The sequence below is a fragment of the Streptomyces sp. NPDC107498 genome, from assembly GCF_055582805.1.
In genome coordinates this window covers 345,788-362,311 of record NZ_JBVJPE010000006.1, presented here as the reverse complement: position 1 = coordinate 362,311, position 16,524 = coordinate 345,788, and the positions used below count along the sequence as shown (strand labels likewise).

15 protein-coding genes are annotated in these 16,524 nt (G+C 73.5%); 12 read left to right on the top strand and 3 right to left on the bottom strand.

What is annotated here, in order from left to right:
- The first annotated feature begins 21 nt into the window (after positions 1–21).
- From ACZ66Z_RS14260 to ACZ66Z_RS14250, 3 genes are read left to right on the top strand one after another with little or no spacing between them, the layout of a single operon-like run.
- Positions 22–813 carry a DUF5819 family protein gene (locus tag ACZ66Z_RS14260; RefSeq protein ID WP_469934242.1) on the top strand — a complete coding sequence of 264 codons (792 nt, stop codon included), beginning with the start codon at positions 22–24 and terminating at the stop codon, positions 811–813.
- The gene (locus tag ACZ66Z_RS14255; protein WP_469934241.1) at positions 810–2,051 is read left to right on the top strand and encodes an HTTM domain-containing protein; all 1,242 of its coding nucleotides are present in this window, start codon (positions 810–812) and stop codon (positions 2,049–2,051) included. Before ACZ66Z_RS14260 ends, ACZ66Z_RS14255 begins: the two co-directional genes overlap by 4 nt.
- Positions 2,048–2,710: a TrmH family RNA methyltransferase gene (locus tag ACZ66Z_RS14250; protein ID WP_469934240.1), complete on the top strand. Its 663-nt coding sequence runs from the start codon at positions 2,048–2,050 to the stop codon at positions 2,708–2,710. Before ACZ66Z_RS14255 ends, ACZ66Z_RS14250 begins: the two co-directional genes overlap by 4 nt.
- 49 nt (positions 2,711–2,759) lie before the next feature.
- Here ACZ66Z_RS14250 and paaN read toward each other — a convergent pair whose 3' ends face one another.
- Positions 2,760–4,457 carry a phenylacetic acid degradation protein PaaN gene (gene paaN / locus ACZ66Z_RS14245; protein ID WP_469934239.1) on the bottom strand — a complete coding sequence of 566 codons (1,698 nt, stop codon included), beginning with the start codon at positions 4,455–4,457 and terminating at the stop codon, positions 2,760–2,762.
- A 124-nt stretch (positions 4,458–4,581) separates the two neighbouring features.
- On the opposite strand from paaN, the gene ACZ66Z_RS14240 reads away from it, so the two are divergent.
- Entirely contained in the window at positions 4,582–6,165 is a 1,584-nt protein-coding gene (locus ACZ66Z_RS14240; protein WP_469934238.1) for a 3-hydroxyacyl-CoA dehydrogenase, read from the top strand.
- Positions 6,165–6,758, top strand: coding sequence for a TetR/AcrR family transcriptional regulator (locus ACZ66Z_RS14235; RefSeq protein ID WP_469934237.1), 594 nt, complete (start codon positions 6,165–6,167; stop codon positions 6,756–6,758). Before ACZ66Z_RS14240 ends, ACZ66Z_RS14235 begins: the two co-directional genes overlap by 1 nt.
- A 125-nt stretch (positions 6,759–6,883) precedes the next feature.
- Here the strand turns inward: ACZ66Z_RS14235 and ACZ66Z_RS14230 are convergent, their stop codons facing one another.
- On the bottom strand, positions 6,884–7,408 hold the full coding sequence (locus ACZ66Z_RS14230; RefSeq protein ID WP_469934276.1) for an Lrp/AsnC family transcriptional regulator: 525 nt from the start codon (positions 7,406–7,408) through the stop codon (positions 6,884–6,886).
- A gap of 192 nt (positions 7,409–7,600) precedes the next feature.
- On the opposite strand from ACZ66Z_RS14230, the gene pdhA reads away from it, so the two are divergent.
- The 7 genes from pdhA to ACZ66Z_RS14195 all read left to right on the top strand — a co-directional run bounded on the left by pdhA (position 7,601) and on the right by ACZ66Z_RS14195 (position 15,858).
- Complete coding sequence (pdhA, locus tag ACZ66Z_RS14225; RefSeq protein ID WP_469934275.1) at positions 7,601–8,761, top strand: pyruvate dehydrogenase (acetyl-transferring) E1 component subunit alpha; 1,161 nt, start codon at positions 7,601–7,603, stop codon at positions 8,759–8,761.
- Entirely contained in the window at positions 8,761–9,807 is a 1,047-nt protein-coding gene (locus tag ACZ66Z_RS14220) for an alpha-ketoacid dehydrogenase subunit beta (RefSeq protein ID WP_469934236.1), read from the top strand. Before pdhA ends, ACZ66Z_RS14220 begins: the two co-directional genes overlap by 1 nt.
- The gene (locus ACZ66Z_RS14215) at positions 9,807–11,192 is read left to right on the top strand and encodes a dihydrolipoamide acetyltransferase family protein (RefSeq protein ID WP_469934235.1); all 1,386 of its coding nucleotides are present in this window, start codon (positions 9,807–9,809) and stop codon (positions 11,190–11,192) included. Before ACZ66Z_RS14220 ends, ACZ66Z_RS14215 begins: the two co-directional genes overlap by 1 nt.
- Positions 11,193–11,493: 301 nt before the next feature.
- Complete coding sequence (locus ACZ66Z_RS14210; RefSeq protein WP_469934234.1) at positions 11,494–12,348, top strand: NTP transferase domain-containing protein; 855 nt, start codon at positions 11,494–11,496, stop codon at positions 12,346–12,348.
- Positions 12,345–13,715, top strand: coding sequence for a molybdopterin molybdotransferase MoeA (locus ACZ66Z_RS14205; RefSeq protein ID WP_469934233.1), 1,371 nt, complete (start codon positions 12,345–12,347; stop codon positions 13,713–13,715). Before ACZ66Z_RS14210 ends, ACZ66Z_RS14205 begins: the two co-directional genes overlap by 4 nt.
- A 20-nt stretch (positions 13,716–13,735) precedes the next feature.
- Positions 13,736–14,797 (top strand): potassium channel family protein, encoded by a 1,062-nt coding sequence (locus ACZ66Z_RS14200; protein WP_469934274.1) that lies wholly within the window; start codon positions 13,736–13,738, stop codon positions 14,795–14,797.
- 74 nt (positions 14,798–14,871) lie between these two features.
- Positions 14,872–15,858, top strand: coding sequence for an NAD(P)H-quinone oxidoreductase (locus tag ACZ66Z_RS14195; protein WP_469934232.1), 987 nt, complete (start codon positions 14,872–14,874; stop codon positions 15,856–15,858).
- 66 nt (positions 15,859–15,924) lie between these two features.
- On the opposite strand, the gene ACZ66Z_RS14190 is transcribed toward ACZ66Z_RS14195, so the two are convergent.
- Positions 15,925–16,470 carry a bacterial proteasome activator family protein gene (locus ACZ66Z_RS14190; RefSeq protein WP_469934231.1) on the bottom strand — a complete coding sequence of 182 codons (546 nt, stop codon included), beginning with the start codon at positions 16,468–16,470 and terminating at the stop codon, positions 15,925–15,927.
- Positions 16,471–16,524 lie beyond the last annotated feature (54 nt).

Sequence of the window (16,524 nt, the reverse complement as noted above, 5' to 3'; positions counted from 1 at the left end):
GCCGATCGGGATCGGGGCGGGATGGACGCGTACGTCGAAAAGGACGCGGTCGGGACGAGCGACGACGGGCGGAGACCCCCCGAGGGCGAGGGCCCGGACGCCTCTTCCGGAACCACAGGAGTCGGAACCGGGGGCGTCGGGATCATGGCCCTCTCGCTGCCCTACCAGGTCGTCGCCGCCGTGGCGCTCGCCGTCGTCGGCGTGTTCGCCTGCGTCCATCTGGCGATGGTGTTCCTGCACGTGGCGCCGTCCAACACGCTGACCAAGCGGCACGGCGAGGCCGTCAGCGACTGGATCTACCCCGAGTTCGAACAGAACTGGAAGCTCTTCGCGCCCAACCCGCTCCAGACGAACATCTCCCTCGAGGTCCGCGCCGAGGTCGCCACCGCCGACGGCGGCCGGGGCACCACCGCCTGGATCGACCTCACCGCCCAGGACATCGAGGCGATCCGCCACAACCCGATGCCCAGCCACGCGCAGCAGAACCAGCTCCGCAGGGCCGTGGACTTCTACCTCAACACGCACGACGACGGCCACCGCGCCAACGGACCGCGCGGCACCCTCTCGGAGCAGTACATCCGCCGGATCGCGATGCTCAGGCTCGACGCCCTCGAGCGCCCCGACGGACGGGCCCTCGGCCCCGACGTGCGGCGCATCCAGCTGCGCACCGTCTCCCGGACCGTCCCCGCCGCCCCGTGGAGCACCGAGAAGACGCGGACCACCCCCTCCTACCGCGACTTCCCGTGGTGGAGGATCACCGAGGCCGACCGGTCCGCCGGTGCCGCCACGAGCCGCACGGAGGCGGGCCGATGAGCACGTCCAGCGCCGCGCCCGCGCGTGCCCGCGAACCCTTCGACCGCCGGCTCGCCCGCGGGGTGCAGGCCGTCACCGGCCGCGCCCTCGCCCCGTACCAGAGCGCGATCATCCGGATCGGCTTCTCGCTGACCTGGCTGCTCTTCCTGCTGCGCGAGCTGCCCCACCGGCACCAGCTGTACGGGCCCGACGGCCCCTGGTCCTGGGAGCTGGCGCAGCGGCTGATCGCCGACAACCGGGCCTTCACCGTGCTCCTGTGGTCGGACGGCCGGCTCTGGTTCGAGGTCGTCTACGGGCTCGCGGTGCTCTCGGCCGCGCTGCTCCTCGTCGGGTGGCGGACCCGGGCCGTGTCCGTGGTCTTCATGGTCGGCGTGCTCTCGCTGCTGAACCGCTCCGTCTTCGTGGGCGACGGCGGCGACAACGTCCTGCACATCGTCTCGATCTACCTCGTCTTCACCCGCTGCGGCCGGGTGTGGTCCCTGGACGCCCGGCGGGCGGCCCGTGAGGACCGCGCGGCCCGGGCCGGGGAGCCCGCGCGCCGCGATGTGGTCGGACCGGTGCTGTGGGTGGTGCTCGGCGGCTTCCTCCTCGCCGCCACCTGGTTCGGCGACGTCTCCGGCGAGTGGTGGGTGCCGGTGCTGCTGTGGGTGCTGTGGCTCGGCAACGGGCTGTGGTGGCTGGTCCGCCGGATCGCCCCCGGGGAGCCGCGCACCCTGCTCGACGTCCTCGCGAACCTCGCGCACAACGCCGTCCTCGCCGTGATCATGGTCGAGGTCTGTCTGATCTACGCCACGGCCGGCTGGTACAAGATCCAGGGTTCGCGCTGGCAGGAGGGGTCCGCGCTGTTCTACCCGCTCCACCTGGACTACTTCTCGCCCTGGCCGGCCCTCTCCGAGCTGCTCGGCGCCAGCGGGATCATGGTGATGCTGCTGTCCTACGGCACGGTGATCGTCCAGGTCGCCTTCCCCTTCACGCTCTTCAACCGCAGGGTCAAGAACGTCCTCCTGGTCGTGATGATGATGGAGCACGCCGGGATCGCGGTGCTCCTCGGACTTCCGGTCTTCTCGCTCGCGATGATCTCCGCCGACGCCGTGTTCCTGCCGACGGCGTTCCTGGTGTGGCTGGGAGCCCGGGCGGCCGGGGGCAGGGACCGGCTGCTGAGGCGGACCCCCGCCGGGGCGCTGCCCGAGCAGCGCCGTACGGGTGAGGAGCACGGCCCCCGTACCCTCGTCGGGTGAGCACCACGGAAGAACAGCCCGAGCCGGTCCAGTACGACGAGGGGTTCGGCCCCGAGATCGGCGTCGGGCCGCACCCGGAGCCGTGGCCGCGGGACGAGCGGTACGACCCCGAGCTGCTCGCCGACGGCGACCGGCGCAACGTGGTGGACCGCTACCGGTACTGGACGCGCGAGGCGGTCGTCGCCGACCTGGACACCCGGCGCCACGACTTCCACGTGGCGGTGGAGAACTGGGGCCACGACTTCAACATCGGCTCGGTCGTGCGGACCGCGAACGCCTTCCTGGCGAAGGAGGTCCACATCGTGGGCCGCCGCCGCTGGAACCGGCGGGGCGCCATGGTCACCGACCGCTACCAGCACGTCCGGCACCACCCGGACACCGAGTCGCTGACCGCGTGGGCGGCGGCCGAGGGCATCCCCGTCATCGGGATCGACAACCTGCCCGGTGCCGTCCCGCTGGAGCGGACCGTGCTGCCCCGCCGCTGCGTGCTGCTCTTCGGCCAGGAGGGCCCGGGGCTGACCGAGGAGGCCCGCGCCCACGTGGAGATGGTCTGCTCGATCGCCCAGTTCGGCTCGACCCGGTCGATCAACGCGGGCGCGGCCGCCGCGATCGCCATGCACGCGTGGGTGCAGCGGTACGCGGAGATCGAGGCGCCGTGACCCTCGCGGGCTCTCGTGGAGGCCCGGAAGGCCTCCACGAGAGCCTCGGTCAGGCCTGGCGGCGTACCTCCACCACCCGGAAGCGGTTGGAGACGAAGGCGCCGTCGCACAGCGCGGCGTTCGCCGCCGGGTTGCCGCCGGAGCCGTGGAAGTCGGAGAACGCGGCCGTCTGGTTCACGTACACCCCGCCCGTGAGGTTCAGCGAGAGCTGGGCCGACTCCTCCAGGCAGACCTCCTCCACCGCGCGCTCGGTGTCCGCCGAGGTCGTGTAGGCGCCGACCGTCATCGCGCCCTTCTCACGGACCGTGCGGCGCAGCAGCTCCAGGGCGTCGGCGGTGGAGTCCACCGAGACGGCGAAGGAGACCGGGCCGAAGCACTCCGAGAAGTACGCGGCCTGGGCGTCCGGCTTGGAGCCGTCCAGCTTCACGATGACCGGCGTCCGGACCACGGCGTCCGGGTACTCCGGGTTGGCCACCTCGCGGGAGGCGAGCGCGACCTCGCCGAGCGCGGCGGCGGCCTCCAGGCGCGCCTTCACGTCCGGGTTGACCAGGGCGCCGAGCAGGCCGTTCGCCCGGGCGTCGTCGCCGAGCAGGCCGCCGACGGCCGCCGCGAGGTCGGCGACGACCTCGTCGTACGACTTCGGGCCCTGGTCGGTGGTGATGCCGTCGCGGGGGATCAGCAGGTTCTGCGGGGTGGTGCACATCTGGCCGCTGTACAGGGACAGCGAGAAGGCCAGGTTGGCCAGCATCCCCTTGTAGTCGTCGGTGGAGTCGACCACGACCGTGTTGACGCCGGCCTTCTCGGTGTAGACCTGGGCCTGCCGGGCGTTGGCCTCCAGCCAGTCGCCGAAGGCGGTGGAGCCGGTGTAGTCGATGATCCGGACCTCGGGGCGGACGGCCAGGGTCTTGGCGATGCCCTCGCCGGGGCGCTCGACGGCGAGCGCGACCAGGTTCGGGTCGAAGCCGGTCTCCGCGAGGACCTCACGCGCGACCTTCACGGTCAGCGCGAGCGGCAGGACGGCGCGCGGGTGCGGCTTGACCAGGACCGGGTTGCCGGTGGCGAGGGAGGCGAACAGGCCCGGGTAGCCGTTCCACGTGGGGAAGGTGTTGCAGCCGATGACCAGCGCGATGCCGCGGCCGACCGGGGTGAACTCCTTGCTCAGCTCCAGGGGGTCGCGCTTGCCCTGCGGCTTGGACCAGCCGGCCCGCCCGGCGGGCGTGCGGGTCTGCTCCTCGTACGCGTACGCCACGGCCTCCAGGCCGCGGTCCTGGGCGTGCGGGCCGCCGGCCTGGAACGCCATCATGAACGCCTGGCCGCTGGTGTGCATGACGGCGTGGGCGAACTCGTGGGTCCGGGCGGAGATCCGGGCGAGGATCTCCAGGCAGACCAGGGCGCGGGTCTCGGCGCCGGCGTCCCGCCAGGCGCCCATGCCCGCGCGCATGGCGGGGAGCAGCACGTCGAGGTCGGCGTGCGGGTACTCGATGCCGAGCGACGGGCCGTACGGCGAGGTCTCGACGCCGGTCCAGCCGTCCGTGCCGGGCTGGTCGAGGTCGAAGCGGGTGTTCAACGCGGACTGGTGGGCGGCGAGGCCCGCCGCCGCGTCGAGGGAGCCGTCCGCGCCGTACGCCTTGGGGTGCTCGGGGTACGGCGACCAGTAGGCGCGGGTGCGGATGGTGGCGAGCGCCTGGTCGAGTGTGGACCGGTGCTTCTCGGCCAGACGGTCGGTGGTCAGCTGAGCGGTGGCCATCGATGGACCAACTCCTCGTCGAGCTGGGCAGGGAGACGCGTACGGAGTTAGAGTAACCGAACGATCGGTCGGGACAAGGGGGTCCGTCGGTCCTGTGGAAAACCCATCGGGGAGGATCACTCCCATGAGCGCCAACGTGACCGTCAGGGGGAGCGACGACGTGACCGCCAGTGAGACCGCCGCCGTGGAGCAGGACCGCACCGCCGCCATCGGGCGGGACCGCGTCGTCGCCGTCGTCGGCACCGGCACCATGGGCCAGGGCATCGCCCAGGTCGCGCTGGTCGCCGGCCACCCCGTGCACCTCTACGACAGCGCTCCCGGCCGGGCAGCCGAGGCGGTCGCCGCCCTCGCCGCCCGCCTGGACCGGCTCGTGGAGAAGGGGCGCCTCGACGCCGCCGCGCGGGAGGCCGCCACCGGCCGGCTGCACCCGGCCGAGGACCCCGCCGAGCTCGCGGACGCCGCCCTCGTGATCGAGGCGATCGTCGAGGACCTCCCGGTCAAGCAGCGGCTCTTCGCCGACCTGGAGAAGATCGTCGGCGACGACACCGTCCTCGCCACGAACACCTCCTCGCTCTCCGTCACCGCCATCGCGGGAGGACTGCGGCTGCCCGGCCGGTTCGTCGGCCTGCACTTCTTCAACCCGGCGCCGCTGCTCCCCCTCGTCGAGGTCGTCAGCGGCTTCGCGACCGACGCGGACGTCGCCACGCGCGCGTACGAGACGGTGAAGGGCTGGGGCAAGACGCCGGTGCGCTGCGCGGACACCCCCGGCTTCATCGTGAACCGGGTCGCCCGGCCCTTCTACGCGGAGGCGCTGCGCGTGTTCGAGGAGGGGGGCGCCGACCCCGCCACCATCGACGCGGCCCTGCGGGAGTGCGGCGGGTTCCGGATGGGGCCCTTCGAGCTGACCGACCTCATCGGGCAGGACGTGAACGAGGCCGTCACCCGGTCGGTGTGGGAGTCCTTCCACCAGGACCCGAAGTTCACCCCCTCGCTGGCGCAGCGCCGACTCGTGGAGTCGGGGCGGCTCGGCCGCAAGTCGGGGCACGGCTGGTTCTCGTACGCCGAGGGCGCCGAGCGGCCCGAGCCGCACAACGCGCCGCCGGCCGAGGCGCCCGGGCGGATCGCCGTACGCGGCGGCCTGGGGCCCGCCGAGCCGCTGATCGAGCTCTTCGAGGAGGCCGGGATCGAGGTGCGGCGCAAGGGCGGCCAGGGATACGTCCTGCTGCCCGGCGGCGCCCGGCTCTGCCTCGCCGACGGCGAGAGCGCCTTCGAGTACTGCACCGACGAGATCATCTACTTCGACCTCGCGCTGGACTACGCGCGCGCGAGCCGGATCGTCCTGTCGACCGGCGAGCACACCTCGGAGGAGTCCCTCGCCGAGGCCGTGGGCCTCTTCCAGGCGCTCGGCAAGCAGGTGTCCGTCATCGGCGACGTGCCCGGCATGATCGTCGCCCGTACGGTCGCGATGCTCGCCGACCTCGCGGCCGACGCGGTCGACCGGGGCGTCGCCACCGCAGAGGACGTCGACACGGCCATGCGCCTCGGGGTCAACTACCCCGTCGGCCCGCTGGAGTGGGCCGGGAGGGTGGGGCACGCGCGCGTGCGCGACCTGCTCGCGGAGCTGCACGAGCGCTACCCGACGGGGCGGTACGCGCCCAGCCTGGCCACCGCCCGCCGGGGATACGCCGAGGAAGGGCAGGACTCCTGATGACCACGGTGAAGCGCGACACGTACACCCCCGAGACGCTGCTGTCGGTCGCGGTGCGGGTCTTCAACGAGCGCGGCTACGACGGCACGTCGATGGAGCACCTGTCCAAGGCGGCCGGGATCTCGAAGTCCTCGATCTACCACCACGTGGCGGGCAAGGAGGAGCTGTTGCGGCGCGCGGTCAGCCGGGCGCTCGACGGGCTCTTCGCGATCCTCGACGAGCCGGGGGCCGGGCGCGGCCGGGCCGTCGAGCGGGTCGAGTACGTCACGCGCCGCACCGTCGAGGTGCTGATCGCGGAGCTGCCGTACGTGACGCTGCTGCTGCGGGTGCGGGGCAACACCGGCACCGAGCGGTGGGCGCTGGAACGGCGCCGCGAGTTCGACCAGCGGGTGGCCGAGCTGCTGAAGGCCGCCGTCGCCGAGGGGGACCTGCGGGCCGACGTGGACATCCGGCTCGCGACCCGGCTCCTCTTCGGCATGATCAACTCGCTGGTGGAGTGGTACCGGCCCCATCCGGACACGACGGCGGAGCGGGAACAGCTCGCCGAGACCGTCGTCCACCTGGCCTTCGACGGGCTGCGGACGGCCCGCTGAGGCGTCGCGCCGAGCCCCTGCCGGCCCCCCCGTACGGCCGGCGGGGCACGGGCTTGCGCGCTTCCGTCCCCTCGTACGGGCCCGCTGATCCCCCGTACGGCCCACCGCGGGTCCGGAAGGCGGGGTCAGCGGCCCGGGGCGCGGTGGTCCGGGTCGAGGTCCGTCTCCTCGAAGACCAGCAGGGTCCGGGTCGAGAGCACCTCGGGGATCGACTGGAGCTTGGTGAGCACCAGCTCGCGCAGGGTGCGGTTGTCGGGGGTGTGGACGAGCAGCAGGACGTCGAAATCACCGCTGACCAGGGCGATGTGCGCGGCTCCCGGCAGGGCCTGGAGCTGTTCGCGCACGGTCCGCCAGGAGTTCTGGACGATCTTGAGCGTGATGTAGGCGGAGGCTCCGTGCCCCGCCCGCTCGTGGTTGACGCGGGCGCTGAAGCCTCGGATCACCCCGTCGTCGACGAGCCGGTTGATCCGCGCGTACGCGTTGGCCCGGGAGACGTGCACCCGCTCGGCCACGGAGCGGATCGAGGCGCGGCCGTCCGTCTGCAGGATGCGGAGGATGTCGCGGTCGACGGCGTCCAGCGGGCGCGCCGGAGGACCGGTGGACCCCGCTGCCGGCGCCGGGGCGACGACCTGCTCCCAGTCGTCGGCCATTTGTTCATCCGCCATGTGCCCCCGCCTCTCTCCGATGGACGACCTGCCCTTATCCCAGGCTGTGGAGAACCGTTTGTCCACAGGCTGGAGGTGCCTGTAGCCAAAATGCCTCCACGACCGAACAATCGGTAGGTGAGGCGCGCCACACTCGCGCCACCCGCCTTCGGGTCTTATGCCCGCTCCCATGAGGAGGTGGACTCGTTGCAACAGCGCAGTTCGACAGTCCAAGAGCCGCCCGGTGCCGTCCCCGCCGACCGGCACACCCCGCCGCCGATGTGGCAGCCGCGCGTCGACCCCGCCCCGCTGCTGCCGGAGGCCGAGCCGCTGCGCGTGCTCGGCACGGACGCCGTGGCCGACGCCGATCCCGCGCTGCTGCTCCGGCTCTACGCGGAGCTGATCCGCGGCCGCCGGTACAACACACAGGCCACCGCCCTCACCAAGCAGGGCCGGCTCGCCGTGTACCCGTCCACCACCGGCCAGGAGGCGTGCGAGATCGCCGCCGCCCTCGCCCTGGAGGAGCGGGACTGGCTCTTCCCCTCGTACCGCGACACCCTGGCGGCCGTCGCCCGGGGCCTCGACCCCGTCCAGGCCCTCACCCTGCTGCGCGGCGACTGGCACACCGGGTACGACCCGCACGAGCACCGCATCGCGCCGCTCTGCACGCCCCTCGCCACCCAGCTCCCGCACGCCGTGGGCCTCGCCCACGCCGCCCGCCTCAAGGGCGACGACGTCGTCGCCCTGGCCATGGTCGGCGACGGCGGCACCAGCGAGGGCGACTTCCACGAGGCGCTGAACTTCGCCGCCGTCTGGCAGGCCCCCGTGGTCTTCCTCGTGCAGAACAACGGCTTCGCGATCTCCGTGCCCCTCGCCAAGCAGACCGCTGCCCCCTCCCTCGCCCACAAGGCCGTCGGATACGGCATGCCGGGCCGGCTCGTCGACGGGAACGACGCGGTCGCCGTCCACCAGGTGCTCACCGAGGCCGTGGCCCGCGCGCGGCGCGGCGGCGGCCCCACCCTCGTCGAGGCGGTCACCTACCGGATCGACGCCCACACCAACGCCGACGACGCGACCCGCTACCGCACGTCCGACGAGGTCGAGGCCTGGCGGGCGCACGACCCGATCCTCCTGCTCGAACGGGAGCTGACGGAGCGTGGCCTGCTCGACGAGGACGGCAGGCGCGCGGCGGCCGAGGCCGCCGAGGCGATGGCGGCGGAGCTGCGCGAACGGATGAACGCCGACCCGGTGCTCGACCCGATGGAGCTCTTCTCCCACGTCTACGCGGAGCAGACGACACAGCTGCGCGAACAGGCGGCGCAGCTGCGCGCCGAGCTCGAAGCCGAGGGTGAGGCGTGATGACGACCGCGACGACCGGCCCCGCTGCGGCCAGGACCGGCGGGAACGCCGCGAAGCCGAAGCCCGCCACGATGGCGCAGGCGCTCCAGCGCGCCATGCGCGACGCGATGGCCGAGGACCCGACCGTCCATGTGATGGGCGAGGACGTCGGCACCCTCGGCGGCGTCTTCCGGGTCACCGACGGACTCGCCAAGGAGTTCGGCGAGGACCGGTGCACGGACACCCCGCTGGCCGAGGCGGGCATCCTCGGCGCGGCCGTCGGCATGGCCATGTACGGCCTGCGGCCGGTCGTGGAGATGCAGTTCGACGCGTTCGCCTACCCGGCGTTCGAGCAGCTGCTCTCCCACGTGGCGAAGATGCGGAACCGCACCCGGGGCGCGGTGTCGATGCCGATCGTCATCCGCGTCCCGTACGGCGGCGGGATCGGTGGCGTCGAGCACCACAGCGACTCCTCCGAGGCCTACTACACGGCCACGCCGGGGCTGCACGTCGTCACCCCGGCCACCGTCGAGGACGCCTACGGGCTGCTGCGCGCGGCCATCGCCTCCGACGACCCGGTGGTCTTCCTGGAGCCCAAGCGGCTCTACTGGTCCAAGTCCGACTGGTCCCCCGAGGCCCCCGCGCCCGTCGAGCCGATCGGCAAGGCCGTCGTGCGGCGCCGGGGCACCGGGGCCACCCTGATCACCTACGGCCCCTCGTTGCCGGTCTGCCTGGAGGCGGCGGAGGCCGCCCAGGCCGAGGGCTGGGACCTGGAGGTCGTCGACCTGCGCTCGCTCGTGCCGTTCGACGACGAGACCGTCTGCGCCTCGGTGCGGCGCACCGGCCGCGCGGTCGTCGTCCACGAGTCGACCGGCTTCGGCGGCCCCGGCGCGGAGATCGCCGCGCGCGTGACCGAGCGGTGCTTCCACCACCTGGAGGCGCCGGTGCTGCGGGTCACGGGCTTCGACATCCCGTATCCGCCGCCGATGCTGGAGCGGCACCACCTGCCGGGCGTGGACCGGGTCCTGGACGCGGTGGCGCGACTGCAGTGGGAGGCGGGCAGCTGATGGCACAGGTCCTTGAGTTCAAGCTGCCCGACCTCGGAGAGGGGCTCACCGAGGCCGAGATCGTGCGTTGGCTGGTGGCCGTCGGCGACGTCGTCGCCATCGACCAGCCGGTCGTCGAGGTCGAGACGGCCAAGGCGATGGTCGAGGTGCCCTGTCCGTACGGCGGTGTCGTCACCGCCCGGTACGGCGAGGAGGGCACCGAACTGCCGGTCGGCGCACCGCTCCTGACGGTCGCCGTCGGCGGCACGGGCGCGCCGGAGGAGCTCGCGGAGGCCGCTCCGGGAGCGACCCCCCCGGCGGGCCGGGCCGACGCCGATTCGGCCGTCTCCTCGGAGTACTCGGGCAACGTGCTCGTCGGCTACGGCACGGCCGGGCCCGCCGCCCGCCGTCGCCGGGTGCGGCACACGAACCCGGCGACCGCCCAGGCGCCGGCGACCGCTCCGGAGGCTCCGGTCGCGGCCCCGGCGGCTCCGGTGGCCCCGGCAGCCGGGGCGCATGCGGGGCCGGTGCCCGTCATCTCGCCACTCGTGCGGAAGCTGGCCCGTGACCGGGGCCTCGACCTGCGGGAGGTGCGCGGATCCGGACCCGAGGGGCTGATCCTGCGGGCCGACGTGGAGCTGGCCCTCGCGGCCGAGGAGCAGCCGGTCACCGCTCCGGCGCCCGCCCCGAGCGCCGCCGTGGCCCCCGTTGCGACGGCCGGCGAGCGGGTTCCGCTGCGCGGGGTCCGTGGCGCGGTGGCGGACAAGCTGTCCCGCAGCCGTACGGAGATCCCCGACGCGACCTGCTGGGTCGACGCCGACGCGACCGAGCTGATGGCGGCCCGGGCGGCGATGAACGCGGCCGGCGGACCGAAGATCTCGCTGCTCGCGCTCCTCGCGCGCATCTGCGTCCACGCCCTGGCCCGTTTCCCCGAGCTCAACTCCACGGTGGACACGGCCGCCCGGGAGATCGTCCGGCTGCCGTCCGTGCACCTCGGTTTCGCCGCCCAGACCCCGCGCGGGCTCGTCGTCCCCGTGGTCAAGGACGCGGGGACGAGGACGGCCGAGTCGCTGACGGAGGAGTTCGCCCGGCTCACGGAGGCGGCCCGGCAGGGAGCGATCACCCCGGCCGATCTGACCGGTGGCACGTTCACCCTGAACAACTACGGGGTGTTCGGGGTCGACGGCTCCACGCCGATCATCAACCACCCCGAGGCCGCGATGCTCGGTGTCGGCCGGATCATCCCCAAGCCCTGGGTCCACCAGGGCGAACTGGCCGTCCGTCAGGTGGTGCAGCTCTCGCTCACCTTCGACCACCGCGTCTGCGACGGCGGCACGGCGGGCGGCTTCCTGCGGTACGTGGCGGACTGCGTCGAGCAGCCTGCCGTCCTGCTCCGCACGGTCTGACGAGGAACGGCCGCACCGGACCCCCACCCGGTACGGCCGTTCGGTGCGGACCGGTCGTCCGGTGCGCGTCGGTTTCCCGTGCGGACCGGTCGTCCGGTGCGCGTCGGTTGCCGGTGCGCCCGGTCGGCCGTGCGATCCCGTCGACCGTGCGGTCCGGTCGGCCCCGTTGGTCGTGCGGCCCCGTCTGTCGTCGGTCCCGTTGCCGGTGCGGCCCCGGCGGCCGTGCGGTGTTGGCACGGGCCTGTCTCAGCAGGGGAGACGGTGCCGTCGGCGATGGGGCCGGGCGGCCCATACTGCTGGGGTGACCACCGCATACGACGCCGTCGTGCTCGCCGGGGGTGCCGCCCGGCGCCTCGGCGGCACCGACAAGCCAGGGCTACGGGTCGGGGGCCGGACCCTCCTCGACCGGGTGCTCGCGGCCTGTCCCGACGCCGGCCGGACCGTGGTCGTCGCGGCCCCCCGCCCGACCGCCCGCCCCGTCCTCTGGACCAGGGAGGACCCGCCCGGTGGCGGCCCGCTGGCCGCGCTCGGCGCCGGCGTCCGGGAGACCGGGGCCGACGTCCTCCTCGTCCTCTCCGCCGATCTGCCCTTCCTGGACGGGACCGTCGTCCGCCGCCTCCGTGACGCGCTCGACGCGACCCCCGGGGCGGAGGCCGCGCTGCTCACCGACGCCGACGGGCGGGACCAGCCTCTCGTCGCCGCGTACCGCCGCGCCCCGCTCCTGCGTGAACTGGCTCTCATCAGCGCCCGGAGAGGCACCCTCGACGGCGGCCCGCTGCGTCTCCTCACCGGGGGACTGGGCCTCACCCGGGTCGCCGCTGACCCCCTCGCCTCCTTCGACTGCGACACCTGGGAGGACATTGCCACGGCCCGGGCCCGCATCAGGGAGCATGGGACCGTGCTGGACGAATGGATCACCGCAGTCAAGGACGAACTGGGTATCGAACTGGACGTCAACACCGGCGTGCTGCTCGACCTGGCCCGTGACGCCGCCCACGGCGTGGCCCGCCCCGCCGCGCCCCTGACCACCTTCCTGGTCGGCTACGCGGCCGCCCGCGCGGGCGCCGAGGGTGGGCCGGAGGCCGTCGCCGAGGCCGCCCGCAAGGCCGCGGCGCTCGCGCAGCGCTGGGCCGCCGAGCAGGACGAGGCGGGATGATTCCGAAGGAGCCCCTCCCCGTGGCCCCCGGCACCGCCACCGGTGCGAAGGCCGGGCCGCCGCACCGGGCCACCGCCTGGCCCGAGGCCAGGGCCGCCGCCGCCCGCGCCGGGAGCACTGCCCGGGCCGGGAGCGGTGCACGGGCAGGAAGTGCCGACCGTGCCGTACGTTCCGACCGGGCCGGCGGGGAGCCGCGGCGCCTTCCGCTCGGGCAGGCGCTCGGCCAGGTCCTGGCCGAGCCGCTCCTCGCCCTCACCGACCTTCCCTCCTTCGACACCTCCGCCATGGACGGCTGGGCCGTCGCGGGTCCGGGCCCCTGGACCGTCCGTCCGGAGGCCTCCGTCCTCGCGGGGCACGCGCCCGCCGCCGCGCTGACCGACGGCGAGGCCGTGAGGATCGCCACCGGAGCCCCCGTTCCGTCCGGGACCACCGCCGTCATCCGTAGCGAGCACTCCCGTACGGAACGGGCCGGATCCCTCGCCGGGCCGGGTCTTCTGCTGCACGCGCTGCGTGACGTGGTCGTCGGGCAGGACATCAGGTCCCGGGGCCAGGAGTGCCGGTCCGGCGACGAGTTGCTGCCCGCGGGCACCGCCGTGACCCCCGTCGTGCTGGGACTCGCCGCGGCCGCCGGTTACGACGAGCTCCCCGTGCCGTCACGCCCCCGGGTCGAGGTCCTCGTCCTCGGCGACGAACTGCTCACGGCCGGGCTTCCCCACGAGGGGCTCATCCGTGACGCCCTCGGCCCGATGCTCGGCCCCTGGCTCGCGTCGCTCGGCGCCGAGGTGCTCGCCACCCGGCGGATCGGCGACGACGCCGAGGAGCTGTACGCGGCCGTCACGGGCTCCCCCGCCGACCTGGTCGTCACCACCGGAGGCACCGCCGCCGGGCCCGTCGACCATCTTCACCGCGTCCTCGACAAGGCGGGCGCCACGCTCCTGGTCGACGGGGTGAAGGTCCGCCCCGGCCATCCGATGCTCCTCGCCGACCTGGGCGACGGCCGTCGCCTCGTCGGCCTGCCCGGCAACCCGCTCGCCGCCGTCTCCGGGCTCCTCACGCTCGCCGAGCCGCTCCTCGCCGCCCTGGGCGCCCCGGGCGGCGCCGCGCCCGCCGGGAGCCGCGCCCCCGTCCAGGGCGAAGTGCACGGGCATCCCCACGACACCCGGCTCGTCCCGGTCGTCCGCAGGGGCGAACAACTCGTTCCGTTGCGCTACAACGGGCCGGCCATGCTCCGGGGCATCGCCGTCGCGGACGGCATGGCCGTCGTCCCGCCCGGTGGCGCCCGGTCCGGTCAGGAGCTGGACGTCCTCGACCTTCCCTGGCCGCCGACGTCGAGCGCCGTACCGGCGCAAGGAGCGTGTTTCACGTGAAACTTCCCAGTCGTGACGTGATGGCCCGCCGCGCGGAGGAGCGGATCTCCGGTCCACGGGTCCAGTTGCCCCGCAGGGTCGTCGAGAAGCCGCTGCGCCAGGTCGGCAAGCGGCTGCTCATGGCGCTCGGCGTGCTGATCGTGACGGTGCTCATCGTCTACGTCGACCGCGACGGGTACCACGACAACGCCGACGAGACGCTCGACTTCCTCGACAGCGTCTACTACGCGACCGTGACCCTCTCCACCACCGGATACGGCGACATCGTCCCGTACAGCGACTCGGCGCGGCTCGCCAACATCCTGCTGGTCACGCCCCTGCGCGTGCTCTTCCTGATCATCCTGGTCGGCACCACTCTCGAGGTCCTCACCGAACGGACCCGGGAGGAGTTCCGGCTGAACCGCTGGAGGTCCACCTTGCGCGACCACACCGTCATCGTCGGTTTCGGCACGAAGGGGCGGTCCGCGATCCAGACGCTCTGCGCGACCGGACTCCGCAAGGACCAGATCGTCATCGTCGATCCCTCCACGAAGGTGATCGAGACCGCGAACGCGGACGGCTTCGTCGGTGTCATCGGCGACGCGACCCGCAGCGACGTGCTGCTCCGCGCCGAGGTGCAACGGGCCCGGCAGATCGTCATCGCCACCCAGCGCGACGACACGGCGGTCCTGGTCACCCTCACGGCACGCCAGCTCAACCGGGGCGCGAAGATCGTCGCGGCGGTCCGTGAGGAGGAGAACGCGCCGCTGCTCCGCCAGTCCGGCGCGGACGCGGTCATCACCAGCGCCAGTGCCGCCGGACGCCTGCTCGGCCTGTCCGTGCTGAGCCCCAGCGCCGGCACAGTGATGGAGGATCTCATCCAGCAGGGCTCGGGCCTCGACCTCGTGGAACGGCCGGTGACCAAGAGCGAGGCCGGCAAGAGCGTGCGGGAGACCGGCGACCTGGTGGTGAGCGTGCTCCGCGGCCACCGGCTCCTCGGTTACGACGACCCGGCGGCCAGCCCGCTCCAGCTCACCGACCGGGTGATCACCATCGTGCGCGCCACCTCGGTGACCCCGCTCTCCACCCCGCCGGAGGACTGACCCGCCGGAGCACCGGCTCACCGGAGCACCGGCTCACCGGAGCACCGGCCCGCCGGACGAGTAGCCTCGCCGCCATGTATGCGATCACGATTCCGGAACCCGGCGGTCCCGAGGCGCTCGTCTGGGCCGAGGTACCCGATCCCGTGCCCGGCGAGGGCGAGGTGCTCGTCGAGGTGGTGGCCAGCGCGGTCAACCGCGCCGATCTGCTCCAGCGGCAGGGCTTCTACGACCCGCCGCCGGGCAGCTCTCCCTACCCCGGCCTGGAGTGCGCGGGCCGGATCGCCGAGCTCGGGCCCGGGGTGTCCGACTGGGCCGTCGGCGACGAGGTGTGCGCACTGCTCATCGGCGGCGGTTACGCGGAGAAGGTCGTGGTCCCGGCCGGTCAGCTGCTGCCGGTGCCGGAGGGCGTCGACCTGACCGAGGCCGCCGCGCTCCCCGAGGTCGCGTGCACGGTCTGGTCCAACGTCTTCATGCTCGCGCACCTGCGGCCCGGCGAGACGCTGCTCGTGCACGGCGGCGCGAGCGGGATCGGCACGATGGCGATCCAGCTGGCGAAGGCGGTCGGCGCGCGGGTCGCGGTCACCGCCGGAGGCCCCGAGAAGCTGGCGCGCTGTGCCGAGCTGGGAGCGGACGTCCTCATCGACTACCGCGAGCAGGACTTCGTCGAGGAACTGGCGAAGGCGACGGACGGCGCGGGCGCGGACGTCATCCTGGACATCGTGGGCGCCAAGTACCTGGAGCGGAACGTGAAGGCGCTGGCCGTGAACGGCCGCCTGGTCGTCATCGGGCTCCAGGGCGGGGCGAAGGGCGAGCTGAACCTCGGGGCGCTGCTCGCGAAGCGCGCCGCCGTCCTGGCGACGACGCTGCGGTCCCGTCCGGCGCAGGAGAAGGCGGCGATCGTCGCGGCCGTACGGGAGCACGTCTGGCCGCTGATCGGCGCGGGCACGGTCCGGCCGGTCGTCGACCGGACGCTGCCGATGCCGGAGGCCGCCGAGGGGCACCGGGCGCTGGAGGAGAGCGGACACGTCGGCAAGGTGCTGCTGCTCGCGCCGGGCGCCTGACCCGCACACGGAAGGAGGGGCCCGGCACACGAGGTGTGCCGGGCCCCTCCCGCGTATGGACGCGACCTACAGGTACGGTCCCGAGCGCACCGCGTGCCCGTGGCCCTGATCGTCGTCATCGTCGTGGGACGACCCCGGAGGCAGCGCGCGGCGCATCTGCTCCAGCTGGGCGCGGGCCGCCATCTGCTGGGCGAACAGCGCCGTCTGGATGCCGTGGAACAGGCCCTCGAGCCAGCCCACCAGCTGTGCCTGCGCGATGCGCAGCTCCGCCTCGGAGGGGATCGCCTCGTCCGTGAACGGCAGGGAGAGCCGCTCCAGTTCCTCGACCAGTTCGGGCGCGAGCCCGTCCTCCAGCTCCTTCACGGAGCTGGCGTGGATGTCCTTGAGCCTGACCCGGCTCGCCTCGTCCAGAGGGGCCGCCCGTACTTCCTCCAGAAGCTGCTTGATCATGCTGCCGATCCGCATGACCTTCGCAGGCTGCTCGACCATTTCCGTCACCGGGACCTCGCGGGGTTCGTCGTCGCCCTGAGTGCCGCCGAGCGCCATCCCGTCCTGTCCCACGATGAGGACCGGGGGGCTCTCCTGCGACCTGTCATTCCTCGGCATCTCCATGCCGCCATTCTCTCGTACGCATGCCTCACCACACGGTGTGCCCCTGTACGGGGG